Below are 19,589 nucleotides of genomic sequence, written 5' to 3'. Positions count from 1 at the left end.
AATGAAAATAATCATACTCGGTGCCGGTCAAGTAGGCGGCACACTCGCCGAAAACTTGGTAGGTGAACAAAACGAAATAACGGTTGTTGATATAGATGGCAATCGTTTACGTGAGTTACAAGACAAGTACGACCTTCAAGGTGTTACTGGCCACAGCGCACATCCCGATGTATTACGTAGGGCCGGCGCTGAAGACGCCGATATGATCATTGCGGTAACCAGCTCAGACGAAGTTAACATGGTGGCCTGCCAAGTGGCGTACAGTATTTTTAATACACCGACTAAAATTGCCCGCATTCGTTCTGAGCAATATCTAAAGTACCGTGAAAAGCTATTCCAAAACGACGATTTACCTGTTGATCACTATATTGCCCCTGAGCAATTGGTGACTAAGTATATTCGCCGTTTAATCGATTATCCCGGCGCGTTGCAAGTACTGCAGTTTGGCGATGGCATGCTTTCATTAGTGGCTGTTAAAGCCTATTACGGTGGTCTGCTTGTTGGTTATGCTCTTTCTGCTTTAAAGGAGCATATACCTAACGTTGAAACTCGCGTTGCCGCAATTTACCGACAAGGTAAAGCCATCAAGCCACTTGGCACAACGGTAATAGAAGCCGATGATGAAGTATTCTTCCTCGCCGCGACTAAACATATTCGCGCGGTAATGAATGAACTGCAAAAGCTAGAGCGTTCATACAAAAAGATCATGATCGCTGGTGGCGGTAATATTGGCGCAGGGCTTGCTCGGTCACTTGAGAAAAACCACAGTGTAAAACTACTTGAGCGTAGTAAAGAGCGTGCTGAGCAATTATCTGAGTTACTAGATAACACCGTTGTGTTTTGTGGTGACGCATCCGATCAAGAGCTGCTATCTGAAGAACACATTGAGCAAGTAGATGTGTTCATAGCAGTTACTAACGATGATGAAGCAAACATTATGTCTGCCATGCTTGCAAAACGAATGGGCGCTCAAAAAACCATGGTGCTAATACAGCGTGGCGCTTACGTTGATTTAGTACAAGGCGGCGAAATTGACATTGCAATATCGCCGCAACAAGCAACAATCTCGGCACTACTGACTCATGTACGCCGCGGCGATATTGTAAATGTTTATTCACTACGTAAAGGGGCTGCTGAGGCTATTGAAGCTGTTGCACACGGTGATGAACACACCTCTAAAGTGGTTGGACGTGCCATTGCTGACATCAAACTTCCAGCTGGAACAACGATTGGCGCGATTGTAAGAAACGACGACGTGCTTATTGCCCATGATGATACAATCATCCACACTGGCGACCATGTGATCATGTTCCTAATTGATAAAAAACATATTCACGTTGTTGAAAAGCTGTTTCAGGTTAGCGCTATTTTCTTATAAAATAAAAAGCAGCTTAGTGATAAGCTGCTTTAAACACGTGCGAATACATTAACCGCAAAACACTTTACTACTTCGCTTTAGAAAACTCTTCTTGTGAAAGCTCACCATTACCATCTATATCAAGCTCTTTGAATTGGCTTATTAACTTCGCATCAACAGCGGCTTCGCTTTGGCTTATTACGCCATTACTATCAACGTCTAAGGTGTTAAAGCCTGTCGTAGCAAAGGCTGCTGATGAAGAGGCTAATGCAATTAGGGCTACTGCCTTGTTTAATGTGCTCATAATAAAATTCCTTCAATCTCTGAATATTGCGTTAATTAAAAAAATCCTTTTCTAATATCCTTGCGGCGCTCTTAAGCCTTTGCAAACTCTTCTTTTGACAACTCGCCATTACCATCGGTATCAAGTATTTTGAACTGACTTAATAATGCAGAATCAACGGATGCTTCGCTTTGGCTGATTGCACCATTACCGTCTACGTCGAGTGTATCGAAATTGGTAGCAGCAAAGGCTGCTGATGAAGAGGCTAGTGCAATTAGGGCTACTGCTTTCTTTAATGTGTTCATAATCAATCTTCCTTCAAAGTTTATGTACGTTGCGATTAAATACTTAATCACGTTCTCGGTTCGTTCGAGCTAAGTATTACAACTTCGATGCCAATATTAATAAACAAAATAAAAACAGTTGCTTAGGCAGGGATTTTAGATAAAACACTTAATAAACCATCATGTACTGTTGCCTTTTAGCAACAGACACCATGAAGAATAAATAATATCTATAATATTTAGTAACTTACCATAAAGCAAAAAGACACAATGCCAGACTGCGTTGATACTATTCAGGTTCGTTTTTTTAAAAGAGGTAAATCCATACTGAATAGCATTTTTTTAGCGTATTTTTTAAATAAAAAAATACCCTGTAAGCAATTGATATATATCCCTTTAAAATTAAATTAAACATTGTATTTTGGACTAGTGACGTATTTTGAGAAAAAAGAGAAATGTGTTGCAAATAAGCGAATATCAGTAAGTCGCCTCCTTCATTTGCTGTTTGTGGTTAGATTTAGGTTGTTATATTTTTATACCCATTCGCTTAATTAAGTGATTTATTTTGAGGATGGAAAAACGTGTTGATAGCTTGGCAAAAAATTCGCTGTTTAGTTGTTCTAAATGAGAGTGTTTTAACGCAGGTAGCGACACGTTTAGCCCCGCAAAATGATTAAGTATTATTGCGGATTGGTATTACTCTGTTTGCTATAAAACAAAGTACTTATGCTTGATGACGTATTTCTATCGGTTGATTTATCACGGCTACGATTAACTGTGTGGTTAAATTAACGGCTCTAAAATAGACAAGTCGATTAAGTGATCTTTCATAAATTTATTCATTTCATCTTCACTCACGTTCAACTGAATACCAAGCTGAGTATCATCAGCTAAACTTCGCACACTGCAAATTTGTCCTGAAAACTCGTTCACTTCATTATCTCTTTCATCGAGCAATATTTTACATGGTGTATCTTTGAGGTTACTTAAATCATCTTCGCTTTTTAGCGCAAACATTACCCCGGTAACAGATACATCTTTAATGATACCTTGAAGCTTGTGCTCATCGCTGAGTTGGATCGAGGCAGGCAGTAAAGTAGGTATGCGGGTTTGCGAGCGTAAGCTAAATAGTTGAACCTGGTCGGGAAAATGTAAAAAAATAAGTCTTTTGGGATGGGAAGTAACAGACATAACTTGCTGACGAAATGCAATCACCTGCCCGCCGCCACTTTCTAGCACAGCGCGCACTATAATTACCGTCCCATCTTTGAGGTACTCACCTGCATTGCCTAAGCGTCGTGGCGAAGGGTAATTGAGCACAACAAAATGATCATTGAGCAGTCCGACAAACTCGGTTTTCATCCGCTTACTATTTGTAGGCGTAAGTACCTCGATATCCACTAAGGTACCTGCGGTAATAAACGCAAGCTTCTCTAAATTGTGTAATTGCATTGTTTTTGGCATTGCCTTAGACCGCTTCTTTAATATCGATAATCTATATGATTGCTGCTAAACATATAACCTGAAAACAACGCTAACCACGCCAGAATGTGGGTGTAAATAGCACCAAGAGAGTAAATATTTCTAGCCGCCCAAATACCATTGCAAGGGTAAGCAGCCATTTCGCAGTATCACTGACAGCACCATAATGACTCGCCACCTCACCCAAACCAGGGCCAAGGTTATTTAAACACGCCGCCGTTGCAGAGAAAGCCGTTATGTTATCCATTCCCGTCCCCATTAACGCCAACATAATAATTACAAACACAAGCGCATACGCAGAAAAGAATCCCCATACAGCTTCCACAACTTTATCTGGTAATGCCTTTCTACCTAACTTAATAGAGTATATTGCCCGCGGATGCACAAGCCGATTCAGTTCACGCACGCCTTGTAAGTATAGTAAGAATACACGTACGACTTTCATTCCCCCACCGGTTGAGCCTGCACACCCGCCTATAAAACTAGAGAAGATTAATAGTATAGGTAAAAACAATGGCCAAGCCGAAAAATTATCCGTTGCAAACCCTGCGGTGGTACTCATCGATACAGCTTGAAATAATGCCTGATCTAAGGTTTCATCACCGTCAGCATAAATGTTATTGGACGATAAAACGGTAAAACAAATAACCACCAGCGCAAGCTGTATAAACAAAAATACTTTAAATTCAGGGTCACGAATATAAACCGCAATATTACGGCTTGAGACCGCAGCATAGTGCAAAGTAAAATTAATTGCTGCGATGATTAAAAACACCACACAGATAAAATTGATAAGCGGGCTATCAAAATGTCCAATAGATGCATCGTACGTTGAGAACCCACCAATAGCGATTGTCGAAAAAGCATGGCAAATAGCATCAAACCAATCCATACCCGCAGCCCAGTAAGCCACTGAACAGCTTGCAGTTAAAAATACATAAATGTACCAAAGGTGCTTTGCCGTATCCGCTATCCGAGGTGTCATCTTAGAGTCTTTTACCGGACCTGGCGTTTCAGCACGGTAAAGCTGCATGCCACCGACACCAAGCATTGGCAGCACAGCCACTGCAAGTACAATGATCCCCATACCGCCAAGCCATTGTAGCTGTTGGCGATAAAACAATACCGATTTAGGTAAATACTCAATCCCCGTTAATACGGTCGCCCCTGTGGTTGTAAGCCCTGAGAAGGCTTCAAACACAGCATCTGCTAAAGATAAGTTGGGTTCACTCAAGAAAATAAGCGGAATTGAAGCGAATGCCCCCAGTACAAGCCAGAATAGGACGACAATTAAAAAGCCTTCTCGTGCTTTTAAATCACCATCTTCTTGCCTATTCGGGTAATAAGCCATCAGACCAATAACAACACTAAAAATAAAGGCTAAGACAAAAGGAACACCACCACCATCTTTGTATATAAGCGAAACAACCGCTGGGGGCACCATAGTAATACTAAACAGTACAACAAGCTGGCCTAAGATTTTTATTATGGTACGAAATTGCATTGAGCTATCGCTTTTATTTTAAGGTATCGTTATTAACTATTGTTATTGTCTTACTCTTTAATCTTTAACTCAACCGCGCCATGGCTCAAATCATAAATATCTTTAATCGCTAGCGCAGCTTCACGGCTATCTATAGTGATAATCCATTCAATATTAGCAGTATATTGCTTTTCGATATCAAGTACCTGGTATTTTGTTTTTAACAATTGCTCAATAGCACCTTGAATACTGTAATCACTACCCCCTGTTAATATAGCGCTTGGGACTTTAATCACTGTGCTCAATTGAGTGAGTGCGTTATTTAACGAACCACCATAAGCACGCACTAACCCGCCCGTTCCCAGCTTAATACCACCAAAGTAACGAGTCACTACTGCCGTAATTTCACCCAAACCTGAGCCAACAAGTACATTTAGCATGGGCTTGCCAGCGGTACCATTTGGCTCACCATCGTCTGAAAAACCATACACATGACTGCCTCCAGGGTTACCTGCTACATGCGCCCAACAGTTATGCCGTGCATCGGCGTACTTTTCTTCAATGCTTTTTATAAATGCTTTTGCTGCAGCTAAATCCGGAGTGTGGGCAATATGCACAATAAAGGTGCTTTTTTTTATTTCTTCTTGATGAAATACATCGGCTGCGGGGTATTTATATTCTGACATAATTTATTTAACCCAATATTCAACCAAAAAAAGGGGGCCAAAAGGCCCCTTCTATCGCTGGTTTATCACTTAAGCTAAGTGTAAATCGCGCGTCATATTCTCTAAGCTGTCTTCGTGTACAATGATGTTATCTTCGATACGAATGCCGCCAAATGGCTTAAATGCCTCAACTTTTTCCCAGTTAATAAACTGTTTGTTATCCGTTTGCGCTAAATCACCTAATAACGAATCAATAAAGTACAAACCAGGCTCGATGGTGAACACTTGGTTTTTCTCAATTAAGCGAGTGCAACGTAAGAATGGATGCCCTTCAGGTGGTGCTTGGTGTGCACCACTTTCATCAGCCATAAAACCTCCCATATCATGTACTTGTAAGCCCAGGTGATGGCCAAGTCCATGCGGGAAGAACGTTGATGTAATACCGCGCTCTACAATTTCTGCTGCAGGTAACTTCACTATATTAAAATCACTCAGTACTTGTGCAACGCGCTGATGGCAATCTAAATGGAGTTCACCGTAAAGCAGACCCGGTTTTAAAGCATTGCCTAACGCAATTTGATGCTCTGTCATGACATTGATTAAATCCGCAAACTCACCTGATTTTTTAAAATCATACGTACGGGTAATGTCCGCTGCATAGCCATTAAAGTTTGCACCCGCATCAATTAAAAATGAATCGTGCTGCTTAGGTGCAATAGGATCAAAGTGGGTGTAATGCAAAATGGCGCAATTTTCGTTTAACGCAACAATATTGCCATATGGCATTTCGTTTTCACTTTGGCGTGTTGCCATCAAATATGCTTGTTGGATATCGAACTCAGAGCCGCCACCAAAGAAAGTATCACGCGCCGCTTTATGCCCATCCACTGCAATACGGTTTGCTTGACGTAAACACTCAAGCTCGTATTGTGTTTTATACGCACGGTGGTAATGAAAGTAATTTAATACTGGTTCAGGGTTCATGATACTAAAACCCAGTGCCTGAGCAACTTCTAAATACTCACCAATGTAAGCATACTTTTCTTTATCGTATGGTAGTAGTTTTTCAACCTGATCAGGCTTAAGCAATAGCTCAATATCAAAATAATCAGCCCAAAAGTCACGTGGCTCATCAGGTACTTTATGCCAAAAATCAACTGGGCGATAAAAGATAAGCTTTGGCTTGTCGCTACCATTAACCACTATCCAACAATGAGGATTGTCGATGACTGGTAACCACGCTTTAAAATGGGGGTTAACTTTAAACGGATAATACATATCATCTAAAAACTGACGTTTAGCTTGCCCTGAGTGGATGACTAAACCTTCTAAACCTTCACGATCAATAATAGTACGCGTACGCTGCTGCAGTGTTGCAATATGTTCGGCGTAAGAAACGGCTAATTTATCCATAGTAAACCCATTTGTTAAATTTAACTTGTGTAAGAGTCTACCATAGACTCATATATACCCAAACCACCTCAAGATGTGAGTTTAAGTTAGCATTAAAAGCGCTTTAAGCGTGCTATTGATTGCCTCTTAAAATGATTCTGATGTTAAAATAAATAACGCAGTATAAATCTTTTTAAAACAACCTGCTGGGCGTTTAGTTATAAAACTTACAGATGCACTACAGAGCCTGCTAGTTATATACCTTTTTCAATTACTCGCCCATTTTCATATCCAGTATCGGCGCAAGTATATTCCCTTCTCGGCCCATGCGAGTATGGTATACCTGACGATACGCAAAAACATTTTTTACATAATTACGTGTTTCACGATACGGAATGAGCTCTACCCACAGCTCGGCAGGCATTGCGTCATCAGGTATCCATCGTTTAATGCGGTGGTAACCTGCATTATAAGATGCTGTAGCGAGTACTTCGTTACCCTTGTTTTTCTTTTTCAAATAGCCCAAATACTCAGTTCCTAGTCGAATATTCGTTTGTGGCTGGTTTAAGCGCCGACTTGAAACCGTACTTTTATTAACATACTTAGCTGTGCTCGGTAATAACTGCATCAAGCCTCGTGCATTAGCATGTGAACGTGCATCGGGCGCAAATGAACTTTCTCGACGAGAAATTGCAATACTCCATGCGACATCAATATGATTGCGCTTGCTGTATCGCTCAAATAAGTTTTGAAATGCAAATGGAAAGCGTAACTCAACGTAATCCCATGCCTTAATTTGCGCTAAGGTGTATATGGTACTGTCATACCAATCTAATTCAGCAGCAAGCTTTGATGCGGCTAATTTTTCTTTTTCGCTAGAAGTACGCGTTAAATAATTCCACTCCCGGCGCGCAGACGCAAAACGCTGTAGTTCATACAACGCTTTTGCACGTTTAAAGCCCGGCGCTTCTGCCACCTCAGAGACAACCTTATCACTCACTTGCAAAGGTAATGAGTTTAGTTGCACGGGAATATTTAATCGGGCTGCAGCTAAAAAACCATAATAGTCACGTTCTTTTGCCACTGTTTGCCAAATTGCTTTTGCGCGATCTACATCACCACGCTGCTCTAAGCTATATGCTAACCAATATTGCTGGCCAAGACTCAAATTCTCTTTGCCTGTGAAGAACGCAACAATGCCAGACCAATCTTGTGTTTTAAGCATGTTGCCTAGCTGCCATTGCATTAGTTTTCTATCTTGACGCTCTTTAGGGACTTTATTTAACCAAAATCGAGCTTGCTGATGGCCACTTGATGCTAAAGACAAAGCAAACGTATAATAAACATCGGCTTTTTGCTCGTCAGAGTAATCAAACATTTTCTCAAGCTTTTCCCACGCTTTGAGTGCTAAGCTCCTATCACGCCAGATTAGGCGCTTTACGCCATAGTGCGCAATTTCACTTTCTTTCACTGTTTTATTTTTATAACGGTAGAGTCCAGCAGATGCACTAGGGTCACTTCTGACCTTACGATAGAGATCAGCTAAGTACTGCTCTTTTTTAGGCAGTAAGGTTTTTAAATAAGGCAGTAGGTTTCTATCTCCCCCTTGCGCAGCTAACGTAATTCTTTGCCAAACACGATCTTGGTTTAAATAACCTTTTTTACGCCACAAACTAAATAACGAGTCGCACTCTTTGGGCTGTGACTTACCAACCACCCACAAATCACTTACTTGATTAAGGATCGCCTTTTCTGGCGCACCTAGATCAAGCTGATATTGTAAATATGTACACGTTAATTCGTTATTGCTGGTCTTCTTATAATTATTTATAAAGGTGGCTTTACGGTTAGATTTGCTCAAATACTTGAGCCATGCCTTACGCACAGGCCACTCCAGAGGTGTATTTTGATAAATGGTTAAATAGTTTTCTATTTCCGTTTGGTGTTTGATATTGGGGTGTCGTTGCCAATAAGCCTTTTCAACGTAAGGCTTCAAAGGGTGATCGAGTACATCAACTGCTTCTTTAAATTTGTTGTAATTACTCGAACGAGCTTGTTTCTCTGCGCTTAAAAAAGCTCGGTGTTCGTCATTGGCTCCGGCAGAAAGAAAAGGGAGAAATAATGCAGCCGCCGTCCAACCTAATAAATGTTTTTTCATGATGACCTTTAGGATTAAAAGCACTCAAAAATAAAAATATAAATTCAGCTAAAAACTTCGCCTACACCTTAGCATCAAACCAGCTATATTTTAACCAGTAGTAACAGAGCATAGTAAATTTTTCGTTGCATTTTTTATTTAAAGCAAGCACACTGATTGAAATGCAAACTCATCGTACCAGTCTTAGTTCACTAACTAGGGAGAATAATAATGTTATATAAGAGCGATTCCTTTGAAGTTGCTTTCATCAAGGATAATATCGCCGAGTTCAAATTTTGTGTTGCAGGTTCTGTAAACACTTTGTCTCAGCAAACCTTGAAAGATTGCGCCTCTGCATTAAAAGAATTAGCAGCAAACAAAGATATCAAAGGCATGATTTTTACCAGTGATAAAGATCACTTTATTATTGGCGCCGACATTTTCGAATTTTTACCAACGTTTACTAAACCAGAAGCTGAATTAGTAACGTGGATCAAAGATGCCACAGATGTTTTTGACGCTTTAGAAGATTTACCCTTCCCAACACTAAGCGCTATAAACGGCTTAGCACTTGGTGGCGGTTGTGAGTGGGTACTTGCTACCGATTATCGTGTTGCCAGTACTGCCGCAAAAATTGGCTTGCCAGAAGTTAAACTTGGCATCATGCCTGGTTTTGGTGGCACAGTTCGCTTACCACGTATCGTGGGCGCGGATAATGCCATGCTTTGGATCACATCAGGTTCAGAAAATCGCGCAGCTGATGCCCTTAAAGTAGGCGCAGTTGACGCGGTAGTTAGTGCTGACAAACTTTTAGAGTCAAGTATTTCAACGCTTGATTTAGCAATTGCTGGCAAGTTAGATTGGCATGCAAAACGCAACATTAAGCTACAACCACTTAAATTAAACCGTGTTGAGCAAGGCATGAGCTTCGCAATGGCCGAAGGTATGGTAATGGGTAAAACCAAAGGCCACTATCCTGCTCCGGTTATGGCTGTGCGTACTATCAAAGCAGCGGCAAATTGCACGCGCGATGAAGCAATGGCAATCGAAAATGCTAACTTTGCAAAACTTGCACGTACCAACGAAGCAGCAGCACAAACTGGCATTTTCTTAAATGACCAGTTCATCAAAGGTAAAGCACGTAAACTTGCTAAGCACAGCGATGTAGAAATTAAACAAGCCGCTGTATTAGGCGCAGGCATCATGGGTGGCGGTATCGCTTACCAATCTGCGTATAAAGGCACACCTATTATAATGAAAGACATCCAACAAGATGCACTTGATTTAGGTATGGGTGAAGCATCTAAGCTATTAGGTGCAAAAGTGAAGCGTGGCCACATGCCAATGGAAAAAATGTTGGCAACGCTGAGCAAAATCAAACCGACACTTAACGATGCAGACCTACAAGATGCCAACATCATTGTTGAAGCGGTTGTAGAAAACCCTAAAGTTAAGCAAGCGGTATTAGCTGATCTTGAAAAGAACATGCCAGAAGGCACGGTTCTTACCTCAAATACATCGACTATCTGTATTGATTTACTAGCAGAAGCGCTTGATAAGCCAGAAAACTTCTGTGGTATGCACTTCTTTAACCCAGTGCCAAAAATGCCACTTGTTGAAATTATCCGTGGTGCAAAAACTTCAGATAAAACAATTAACGCAGTCGTTGATTATGCCCTTAAACTTGGCAAGTCACCTATCGTTGTTAACGATTGCCCAGGCTTTTTTGTAAACCGTGTTTTATTCCCTTACTTTGCAGGCTTTAGCAAATTAGTTGTTGAAGGCGCTAACTTTGCAAAAGTAGATAAAGTAATGGAAAACGTATTTGGTTGGCCTATGGGTCCGGCTTACCTACTTGACGTAGTAGGTATTGATACGGCTTATCATTGTACTGGCGTAATGGCAGACGGCTTCCCTGAGCGTATGGCGCGTGCAGAAAAAGATCCTGTGACTGTATTTGCTAACGAAAAACGTTTTGGTCAGAAAAACAAAACGGGCTTCTACAAGTACGAAACAGATCGTCGTGGTCGTCTTAAAAAATCTAGTGATGCAACAGCAACTGAGCTACTTGCACCAATTACAGATGCACCAAAAGAATTCGATAAACAAGAAATCATTGACCGTTGTATGATTCCAATGATCAACGAAGTGCTTTTATGTTTACAAGAAGGCATTGTTGCTTCACCACAAGAAGCGGATATGGCGCTTGTTTACGGCGTTGGTTTCCCTCCATTTAGAGGCGGTGCGTTCCGTTATTTAGATCAAACGGGTTTAGCAAACTTTGTTGCAACCGCAGACAAATATGCTCACCTAGGTGCGATTTACCAAGTATCAGAGCAAACTCGCCAATGGGCTGAAGAAGGCCGTGTTTTCTATAAGGTGGAAGGTTAATATCATGAATAATCCAGTAATTGTAGATTGTATCCGCACACCAATGGGTCGCTCAAAAGGCGGCGTATTCAAACACAAACGTGCGGAAGACTTAAGCGCTCACTTAATGAAGGGCTTACTAGAACGCAACCCCGCAGTTGATCCAGCATCAATTGACGACATTTATTGGGGTTGTGTACAGCAAACATTAGAGCAAGGCTTTAACGTTGCACGTAATGCATCACTACTCGCAGGTATTCCACATTCAGTACCGGCAACCACAGTAAACCGTTTATGTGGCTCATCAATGCAAGCATTGCATGACGCAGCTCGTGCAATTATGACTGGCGCTGGCGACACTTACTTAATTGGTGGTGTTGAGCACATGGGTCACGTACCTATGACTCACGGTAATGACTTCCACCCTGGCTTAGCAACTTCAATTGCACAAGCGTCTGGCTCAATGGGCTTAACTGCTGAATACCTTGCAACACTTCACGGCATTAGCCGCGAGCAGCAAGACGAGTTTGCTTATCGCTCACACCAGCGCGCACATGCTGCAACGGTTGAAGGCCGTTTCCGCCGAGAAATTCTCGCAATGGAAGGTCACGCTGCAGATGGTTCACTAATCCTTGTTGAAGATGACGAAGTAATTCGCCCAGAAACAACGGTAGAAGGTTTATCGCAGCTTCGCCCTGTGTTCAACCCTGCATCTGGGTCAGTCACCGCGGGTACATCTTCTGCACTTTCTGACGGCGCTTCAGCCATGTTAGTAATGAGCGAAGAAAAAGCTAAAGCACTCGGCTTACCAATTCGTGCCCGTGTAAAAGCGATGGCAGTTGCAGGTTGCGATCCATCAATCATGGGTTACGGCCCAGTACCAGCAAGTAAAAAAGCACTGGCACAAGCGGGTATCACTATTGATGATATCGACGTTGCAGAGCTTAACGAAGCATTCGCAGCGCAATCATTGCCTGTATTAAAAGACTTAGGTCTTGCAGATGTGGTTGATGAAAAAGTGAACCTAAATGGCGGCGCAATCGCTCTTGGCCACCCTCTGGGTTGTTCAGGCTCGCGTATTAGCACATCATTAATTCACTTAATGGAAGACAAAAATGCTAAATACGGTTTAGCGACTATGTGTATTGGTTTAGGCCAAGGCATCGCAACTGTATTTGAACGTGTACAAGACTAATTAGTAACCTTCCTCCCTAAAGAGGTTATGTTTTACTTGGTGACAAAAGGCAAAGAGTTAAACTCTTTGCCTTTTTATTTACCTTTAAAAAAGGCTAATTTACTAATTAGCAAATAAGACACCATAGCCACCAGCCAACCACACCAAATAGATTTTGCACCTGTAAGAATACTAGAAATAAATACACCATTTATTACGAAATAGATGTATATGTCGTACTTGTTCAGCTGTTTAAACTTAATCAGAAAATGTATCGCTACATTTAAAAATGGTATCCATAATAAAGAGTAAACTAGCGCCATAGCCAATTCCTTGCTTTTAAATAATGAAATGCGAATAACACAACTATGTATGAAAAATTGTTTTTCGTACATACGTTGATGACTTGCTGAATCTAATTTCAACGTGATAAGTGGTGTTACTTTATTTCTTAACTTTAGGCCGTTAAACTAGCGACCCTAAATTAATCGTTAAACGCCACTAAATATAGGTCACCACCATGAGTTTTGATAACCCCGATCACCAATTAGACGCCATCGGCCTTCGCTGCCCAGAGCCTGTCATGATGATCCGCGGTGCTGTGCGCAAAATGGCAGAAGGCGAAACCTTATTGATCACCGCCGACGACCCCTCAACCACCCGCGACATTCCCAGCTTCTGCACATTCATGGATCACACGCTGGTGGCTAAAGAAGTTGATGAAATACCGTATAGGTACTTGGTGAAGAAAGGACTGTAGGTTGGGTCTTACGAAACCCAACATTTAGAAAAGTAACCATCACACATTAACAACCTAAATACATTGTTGATTTATGTTTGAGTAAAAGTATTAGCCTAACTTTTGTGTTGGGCTTCATATACCCAACCTGCTGCTTACAAATATTATCTCTTCGTTATCGTCACTTTCGGTTGATCATAGTCTCGATAGTCGATGCTAACAATGTAGCGACCTTTTGCTGCTGGGGTGAAGCTAAAATAATTATAAATAGTATTACAATCTGCCAATGAGGCTTGTCCTAATGTAAGTGACTGCCCTGCTGGTGCAGCTTCGCTATAACCACAATTATAGCCTTCGCTAAAGTCGGCATCGGCAATTTTAAATTCGTATACTTTGCCAGGTGTTGAAAACTTAACATTAGCTTGGTAAATCCCAGGTGCTACTTTCTCAAACTGATATTGTGGCTCTGCATCCCATAAGGTGAAATCGCCACGTAAGTACATGGTTTTATCTAGCTCTTTACTAGGTAGTACATCATCAATACTAGGAAGTTGAACTTGGCTCGAACATGCGGTTAATAAGCTAACGACCGCAAGCGTTATAATACGTTTCATAGGTTAACCTTAAATACAAAAAAGCCAGCATAGCTGCTGGCTTTTTAAGCTACGCTGAACTTACTTCTGTAGTACAGAAATATCAGCAATATCTAAAAATAAGCCACTTAATTGGCTTAATAGTGCTAAACGATTTTGCTTAACTGCTTCGTCGTCAGCCATAACCATAACGTTATCAAAAAAGTTATCAACACTTTCGCGGATACCCGCTAATTGCGCTAATGCTTCTTGGTAATCGCCGGCGGCATAAAGTGGTGCAAGTTCAGTTGCAAACTTAGCAACCTGTGAAGCAAGTACCTTTTCGGCATCATCGCTTAATAGGCTCTCATCGACCTTGCCTTGGCTCGTAATGTCATTCTTAGCGAGAATATTGCTTACGCGCTTATTAGCCGCTGCAAGAGCTTCTGCGGCGTCTAATGTACGGAAGTGACTTACAGCTTTAACTCGGCGGTCAAAATCAGCAGGCTTAGTTGGGCGACGTGCAAGTACGGCTTGAATAACATCAACTTGAATGCCTTCGTCTTGATACCACGCGCGGAAACGGCCAAGCATAAACTCAAACACATCAGTCGATACATTTAGGTTAGTTAGCTTTTCGCCAAATAAGCTTTGTGATTTAGCAACTAAGTCTAGGATATCTAATGGCAGCTCTTTCTCTACCATGATACGCAATGCACCAATTGCAGCACGGCGAAGTGCAAACGGGTCTTTATCGCCTTTTGGTGCTTGACCAATTCCGAAGATACCCACCAGCGTGTCAAACTTATCAGCAATCGCGACTGCACAGCTGATTAAGTTTGTTGGTAAGCTGTCGCCTGCAAAACGTGGCATGTATTGCTCATTTTGCGCAACGGCTACGTCTTCAGCTTCACCGTCATGGCGTGCGTAATGCATGCCCATAACACCTTGTACGTCAGTAAATTCCATCACCATTTCGGTCATTAAGTCTGTTTTACTTAATAAGCCCGCACGCTCTGCTAATGCTTTATCTGCGCCTAGTTGCTCAGCAATGTAACCAGCAAGTGCCGCAATACGCTCAGACTTATCTTTTAGCGTACCCAGTTGCTTTTGAAATAATACGCTATCAAGTGACTCTAAACGGCTTTCTAGGGTTTTCTTTTTATCTGTTTCAAAGAAGAATTGCGCATCCGCCAAACGTGGGCGGACTACTTTCTCATTACCCGCGATAACAACACTTGGGTTTTTGCTTTCAATGTTTGAAACAAACAAAAACTTATTAAGCAACTTGCCGTCTTGATCAAGTAACGGGAAGTATTTTTGGTCGTCTTTCATGGTGTAGATCAGCGCTTCTGCTGGTACATCTAAAAATGCTTCTTCAAACGTTGCGGTCAGTGTAACTGGCCACTCAACTAAAGAAGTGACTTCTTCTAGTAAGTCTTCGTCCATAGCAACCACAGCATTAACCGCTTTTGCGGCAGCTTCAATTTGGATGCGAATTTGTGCTTTACGCTCTTCGTAATCGGCAACAACGTGCGCAGATTTGAGTACGTCAAAAACATCGTCCGCGTGGTTAATACTAATTTTTTCTGGATGATGAAAACGATGACCTTGAAGTTGGTTACTAATTGCTTTACCAAGTACTTCGCCTTCAATGAGCTTATCGCCAAACAAAATAGTGGCGGTATGCACAGGACGAATAAATTGTGTTTTATTCGCGCCCCAACGCATTGGCTTTGGAATAGGCAGTTTTGCTAACGCTTTATTCACTACGTCATTTAATAATGCGGTGGTTTCTTTACCTGCTACTTTAGCAATGTGTAACAACCACGCGCCTTTATCTGTTTCAAGAGTTTGTGCGTCTTTAACATCAATACCACAACCGCGCGCCCAACCCATGGCCGCTTTAGTTGGATTGCCTTCGCTATCAAATGCAGCTTTTGTTGCAGGGCCACGTTTTTCAACTTCTTTATCTTGTTGTTTGGCTTCAAGCGCTGTTACTTGTAAACCTAAACGACGTGGTGATGCATACCATTTAACGCCTTGATGAGCTAGCTCTAACCCTTCAAGTTCTGCTGTTAGATTTTCAGCAAATGCTTCTGCAAGTTTTCGCAGTGCTTTTGGTGGCAGCTCTTCGGTGCCAATTTCTACTAATAAGTTTTGTACTGACATGCTTAATCCTTACAAAGCGGGAAGCCAAGCGCTTCACGAGCATCATAATAACTTTGTGCACATGCTTTAGATAATGCACGAACACGTAATATATAACGTTGGCGTTCTGTCACAGAAATAGCGTGACGAGCATCAAGCAAGTTAAATGCGTGCGATGCTTTCATTACTTGCTCGTAGGCAGGTAATGGTAAACCAGCTTCAATGAGCTTTTGGCTTTCTGCTTCACATTTATCAAACTGTGCAAACAAGTCTTCAACGTTAGCGTGCTCAAAATTGTATTTTGATTGCTCTACTTCGTTTTGGTGAAAAACATCACCATAGGTAACGCGTCCCATTGGACCGTCAGCCCAAACAAGGTCATAAATACTGTCTACGCCTTGAATGTACATTGCTAAACGCTCTAAGCCGTAAGTAATTTCGCCGGTCACTGGTGAGCACTCAATGCCCCCTACCTGTTGAAAGTAAGTAAACTGCGTTACTTCCATACCGTTTAGCCAGATCTCCCAACCTAGCCCCCAGGCACCTAACGTAGGTGACTCCCAGTTATCTTCTACGAAGCGCACTTCATCAGTTAGCGTATCAATGCCTACAGCAGCTAAAGAGCCTAAATAAAGCTCCTGGATGTTCTCAGGCGATGGCTTTAATACTACTTGAAACTGGTAGTAATGTTGTAAGCGGTTAGGGTTTTCACCATAACGGCCATCAGTAGGACGGCGACACGGTTGTACGTATGCGCTAGACATTGGCTCTGGGCCAATAGACTTTAAGAATGTTTGTGGGTGGAATGTACCCGCGCCAACTTCCATATCGAGTGGCTGAATAATGACACAGCCTTGCTGTGCCCAGTAATCCTGTAAAGCCAGGATCAAACCTTGAAAGGTTTTAACGTCATATTTTTGCATATTTGGCTTTTAGTATCTGCTGTGATGTAGCGTGAAAATTACCCTCAGTATACCTCGTGCGTAGTCATGTTTTAAGCAGTTTGTGCACTTGCAGCCAATAAAAAAGGAGCCATTAGGCTCCTTATTTAAATTATTACTCGTAATTAAACATCGAGGTTAACTACGCGTAGTGCGTTCGTTTCGATAAACTCTCGACGAGGCTCTACTTGATCACCCATCAATGTAGCAAACAACTGATCAGCACCAACAGCATCTTCGATCGTTACTTGTAACATACGACGAGCATCAGGATCCATTGTCGTTTCCCACAGTTGGCTAGGGTTCATTTCACCCAATCCTTTATAACGTTGAATGTAGATCCCACGCTTAGATTCTGTGATCAACCATTCTAATGCATCCACAAAGTTATCAACAGGTTTTGTTTTCTCACCACGTTGAATATATGCACCATCTTGAAGGATATTTGCGATATTTTTACCTGTCACAGCAATACGTTGATAGTCTTTTGAAGTAATGAAGTCATAATGTAAAACATGCTTCTTATCTACACCGTGCTGACGAATATTCACAACAGGATAGTATAAGTTACGTTCTGCATCATACTCAGTACCTGCATGGAAAATAGTGGCATCTTCATCACGTTCTACTAAGTCTTCAATCAGCTCTTTTGTCCAAGCAATAACCTTTTCTTCATCAGAAAGGTGCTCTGCTTTAAGCTCACTTTGATAGATTAAACGATTCATAACCGTATTCGGATACTTACGTTTTAAGCGCTCAATAACTTTAACTGTATTTTGGTAATCATGAACAATACTCTCAAGCGCTTCACCTTCAAGTGCTGTTGCATCTGCACTGGTATAAAGTGCAGCACCATTTAACGCTAATGATGTCAGGTACTCTACAAGTGCTGGATCATCTTTGATATAACGCTCTTGCTTACCTTTTTTCACTTTATAAAGCGGCGGTTGAGCAATATAAATATATCCACGTTCGACAATTTCAGGCATTTGACGATAGAAGAACGTCAATAGCAAGGTACGAATGTGTGAACCATCCACGTCAGCATCGGTCATGATTATGATACGGTGATAACGTAATTTTTCAGGGTTGTATTCGTCACGACCAATACCACAACCCAATGCTGTGATCAGCGTCGCCACTTCTTGCGAAGACAGCATTTTATCGAAGCGTGCTTTTTCAACGTTTAAGATCTTACCTTTAAGCGGAAGAATAGCCTGATTTTTACGGTTACGACCCTGCTTGGCTGAACCGCCAGCTGAGTCACCCTCCACTATGTATAGTTCAGATTGTGCTGGGTCTTTCTCTTGGCAGTCAGCAAGTTTACCTGGCAAACCAGCTAAATCCATAGCCCCTTTACGGCGTGTCATTTCACGCGCTTTACGGGCTGCTTCACGCGCGCGAGCAGCATCAATAATCTTGCCAACAACGATTTTTGCGTCCATTGGGTTTTCTAATAAAAACTCAGTGAACTTTTCAGCCATTGCTTGTTCAACTGCCGATTTAACTTCGCTTGAAACTAGCTTATCTTTTGTTTGTGATGAGAACTTAGGATCTGGCACTTTAACACTTACAACAGCAGTTAAGCCTTCACGAGCATCATCACCCGTCGCATTGCTTGTCGTTTTAGCTTTTTTGTTAAAGCCCTCTTTTTCCATATAAGTATTCAGTGTACGAGTTAGCGCAGATCTAAAACCGGCTAAGTGAGTACCACCATCACGTTGAGGAATATTATTTGTGAAGCAGTAAATATTTTCTTGGAACGCGTCGTTCCACTGCATGGATACTTCTACACTAATACCATCTTCTTCACGTTCGTGAGTAAAATGGAACACACCTTTATGCACTGGTGTTTTATTACGGTTTAAGTATTCAACAAATGCTTGAATACCGCCTTCGTATTTGAAGTGATCAGATTTATTTTCTTCACGCTCATCACTTAAGATGATGCTTACACCAGAGTTCAAAAATGACAGTTCGCGTAAACGTTTAGCTAGGATGTCATAATGAAAATCTAAGTTAGTAAATGTTTCGCCACTTGGCCAAAAGCGTATTTCAGTACCAGTGGTTTCAGAGTCACCGATTGCAGCCAGCGGTGCATCAGGTACACCCATGGAGTATGTTTGTTCGTGTAACTTACCTTCGCGTCGAATAGTTAGTTTTAGTTTTTCTGACAGCGCATTTACAACAGAAACACCCACACCATGTAAGCCACCAGATACTTTATAAGAGTTATCATCGAACTTACCACCAGCATGAAGTACCGTCATGATTACTTCTGCTGCTGAAACACCTTCTTCTTCATGGATTGAAGTTGGAATACCACGGCCGTTATCTCGAACAGAGACTGAACCATCTAAATGGATTGTGACGTAGATATCATCACAGTGGCCAGCTAAAGCTTCATCAATAGAGTTATCAACGACCTCAAACACCATGTGGTGTAAGCCCGTACCATCATCGGTGTCCCCTATATACATTCCAGGACGCTTTCTTACTGCGTCTAATCCTTTTAGTACTTTAATACTCGACGAATCGTAATTCTCAGACATGGTTAAT

At 41.7% G+C, this 19,589-nt stretch carries 15 protein-coding genes; 4 read left to right on the top strand and 11 right to left on the bottom strand.

The window, feature by feature from the left end:
- Window position 1: 1 nt before the first annotated feature.
- Window positions 2-1,378 (top strand): Trk system potassium transporter TrkA, encoded by a 1,377-nt coding sequence (gene trkA / locus ATS75_RS19115; protein ID WP_058562020.1) that lies wholly within the window; start codon window positions 2-4, stop codon window positions 1,376-1,378.
- Between the two features lie 67 nt (window positions 1,379-1,445).
- Here the strand turns inward: trkA and ATS75_RS19110 are convergent, their stop codons facing one another.
- The 7 genes from ATS75_RS19110 to ATS75_RS19080 form a co-directional block, all read right to left on the bottom strand.
- The gene (locus ATS75_RS19110; RefSeq protein ID WP_058562019.1) at window positions 1,446-1,661 is read right to left on the bottom strand and encodes an EF-hand domain-containing protein; all 216 of its coding nucleotides are present in this window, start codon (window positions 1,659-1,661) and stop codon (window positions 1,446-1,448) included.
- 71 nt (window positions 1,662-1,732) lie between these two features.
- On the bottom strand, window positions 1,733-1,945 hold the full coding sequence (locus ATS75_RS19105; RefSeq protein WP_058562018.1) for an EF-hand domain-containing protein: 213 nt from the start codon (window positions 1,943-1,945) through the stop codon (window positions 1,733-1,735).
- Window positions 1,946-2,707: 762 nt separating this feature from the next.
- Entirely contained in the window at window positions 2,708-3,376 is a 669-nt protein-coding gene (locus tag ATS75_RS19100; RefSeq protein ID WP_058562035.1) for a flagellar brake domain-containing protein, read from the bottom strand.
- A gap of 82 nt (window positions 3,377-3,458) precedes the next feature.
- Complete coding sequence (locus tag ATS75_RS19095) at window positions 3,459-4,910, bottom strand: TrkH family potassium uptake protein (protein ID WP_058562017.1); 1,452 nt, start codon at window positions 4,908-4,910, stop codon at window positions 3,459-3,461.
- 50 nt (window positions 4,911-4,960) lie between these two features.
- Window positions 4,961-5,575 carry a YigZ family protein gene (locus ATS75_RS19090; RefSeq protein ID WP_058562016.1) on the bottom strand — a complete coding sequence of 205 codons (615 nt, stop codon included), beginning with the start codon at window positions 5,573-5,575 and terminating at the stop codon, window positions 4,961-4,963.
- Window positions 5,576-5,644: 69 nt separating this feature from the next.
- Entirely contained in the window at window positions 5,645-6,967 is a 1,323-nt protein-coding gene (gene pepQ, locus ATS75_RS19085) for a Xaa-Pro dipeptidase (RefSeq protein ID WP_058562015.1), read from the bottom strand.
- A 250-nt stretch (window positions 6,968-7,217) separates the two neighbouring features.
- A complete protein-coding gene (locus ATS75_RS19080) occupies window positions 7,218-9,104 on the bottom strand; it encodes a transglycosylase SLT domain-containing protein (RefSeq protein WP_058562014.1) in 1,887 nt (628 codons plus the stop codon).
- Between the two features lie 210 nt (window positions 9,105-9,314).
- Here ATS75_RS19080 and fadB point away from each other — a divergent pair, with 210 nt between their 5' ends.
- From fadB to tusA, 3 genes are all read left to right on the top strand, one after another.
- The gene (gene fadB, locus ATS75_RS19075) at window positions 9,315-11,474 is read left to right on the top strand and encodes a fatty acid oxidation complex subunit alpha FadB (protein ID WP_058562013.1); all 2,160 of its coding nucleotides are present in this window, start codon (window positions 9,315-9,317) and stop codon (window positions 11,472-11,474) included.
- 4 nt (window positions 11,475-11,478) lie between these two features.
- The gene (fadA, locus tag ATS75_RS19070) at window positions 11,479-12,648 is read left to right on the top strand and encodes an acetyl-CoA C-acyltransferase FadA (RefSeq protein ID WP_058562012.1); all 1,170 of its coding nucleotides are present in this window, start codon (window positions 11,479-11,481) and stop codon (window positions 12,646-12,648) included.
- Between the two features lie 499 nt (window positions 12,649-13,147).
- On the top strand, window positions 13,148-13,387 hold the full coding sequence (gene tusA, locus ATS75_RS19060) for a sulfurtransferase TusA (protein WP_058562010.1): 240 nt from the start codon (window positions 13,148-13,150) through the stop codon (window positions 13,385-13,387).
- A gap of 143 nt (window positions 13,388-13,530) precedes the next feature.
- Here the strand turns inward: tusA and ATS75_RS19055 are convergent, their stop codons facing one another.
- The 4 genes from ATS75_RS19055 to gyrB all read right to left on the bottom strand — a co-directional run bounded on the left by ATS75_RS19055 (window position 13,531) and on the right by gyrB (window position 19,582).
- A complete protein-coding gene (locus ATS75_RS19055; protein WP_058562009.1) occupies window positions 13,531-13,980 on the bottom strand; it encodes a hypothetical protein in 450 nt (149 codons plus the stop codon).
- Between the two features lie 60 nt (window positions 13,981-14,040).
- A complete protein-coding gene (glyS, locus tag ATS75_RS19050) occupies window positions 14,041-16,110 on the bottom strand; it encodes a glycine--tRNA ligase subunit beta (RefSeq protein ID WP_058562008.1) in 2,070 nt (689 codons plus the stop codon).
- A 2-nt stretch (window positions 16,111-16,112) separates the two neighbouring features.
- Complete coding sequence (gene glyQ / locus ATS75_RS19045) at window positions 16,113-17,012, bottom strand: glycine--tRNA ligase subunit alpha (protein WP_058562007.1); 900 nt, start codon at window positions 17,010-17,012, stop codon at window positions 16,113-16,115.
- Between the two features lie 143 nt (window positions 17,013-17,155).
- Window positions 17,156-19,582: a DNA topoisomerase (ATP-hydrolyzing) subunit B gene (gene gyrB / locus ATS75_RS19040; RefSeq protein WP_058562006.1), complete on the bottom strand. Its 2,427-nt coding sequence runs from the start codon at window positions 19,580-19,582 to the stop codon at window positions 17,156-17,158.
- Between the last annotated feature and the right edge of the window lie 7 nt (window positions 19,583-19,589).

It is taken from the genome of Pseudoalteromonas sp. H105 (assembly GCF_001469215.1).
In the GTDB taxonomy this organism is placed as follows: domain Bacteria; phylum Pseudomonadota; class Gammaproteobacteria; order Enterobacterales; family Alteromonadaceae; genus Pseudoalteromonas.
Note: the sequence above shows the minus strand (reverse complement) of the source record. Positions and strands in the feature narration are given on the sequence as shown.

Bases quoted from the DNA above. Each gene is read 5' to 3' on its own strand.
- trkA (WP_058562020.1), top strand. From the start codon at position 2: ATGAAAATAATCATACTCGGTGCCGGTCAAGTAGGCGGCACACTCGCC.
- ATS75_RS19110 (WP_058562019.1), bottom strand. From the start codon at position 1,661: ATGAGCACATTAAACAAGGCAGTAGCCCTAATTGCATTAGCCTCTTCA.
- ATS75_RS19105 (WP_058562018.1), bottom strand. From the start codon at position 1,945: ATGAACACATTAAAGAAAGCAGTAGCCCTAATTGCACTAGCCTCTTCA.
- ATS75_RS19100 (WP_058562035.1), bottom strand. From the start codon at position 3,376: ATGCAATTACACAATTTAGAGAAGCTTGCGTTTATTACCGCAGGTACC.
- ATS75_RS19095 (WP_058562017.1), bottom strand. From the start codon at position 4,910: ATGCAATTTCGTACCATAATAAAAATCTTAGGCCAGCTTGTTGTACTG.
- ATS75_RS19090 (WP_058562016.1), bottom strand. From the start codon at position 5,575: ATGTCAGAATATAAATACCCCGCAGCCGATGTATTTCATCAAGAAGAA.
- pepQ (WP_058562015.1), bottom strand. From the start codon at position 6,967: ATGGATAAATTAGCCGTTTCTTACGCCGAACATATTGCAACACTGCAG.
- ATS75_RS19080 (WP_058562014.1), bottom strand. From the start codon at position 9,104: ATGAAAAAACATTTATTAGGTTGGACGGCGGCTGCATTATTTCTCCCT.
- fadB (WP_058562013.1), top strand. From the start codon at position 9,315: ATGTTATATAAGAGCGATTCCTTTGAAGTTGCTTTCATCAAGGATAAT.
- fadA (WP_058562012.1), top strand. From the start codon at position 11,479: ATGAATAATCCAGTAATTGTAGATTGTATCCGCACACCAATGGGTCGC.
- tusA (WP_058562010.1), top strand. From the start codon at position 13,148: ATGAGTTTTGATAACCCCGATCACCAATTAGACGCCATCGGCCTTCGC.
- ATS75_RS19055 (WP_058562009.1), bottom strand. From the start codon at position 13,980: ATGAAACGTATTATAACGCTTGCGGTCGTTAGCTTATTAACCGCATGT.
- glyS (WP_058562008.1), bottom strand. From the start codon at position 16,110: ATGTCAGTACAAAACTTATTAGTAGAAATTGGCACCGAAGAGCTGCCA.
- glyQ (WP_058562007.1), bottom strand. From the start codon at position 17,012: ATGCAAAAATATGACGTTAAAACCTTTCAAGGTTTGATCCTGGCTTTA.
- gyrB (WP_058562006.1), bottom strand. From the start codon at position 19,582: ATGTCTGAGAATTACGATTCGTCGAGTATTAAAGTACTAAAAGGATTA.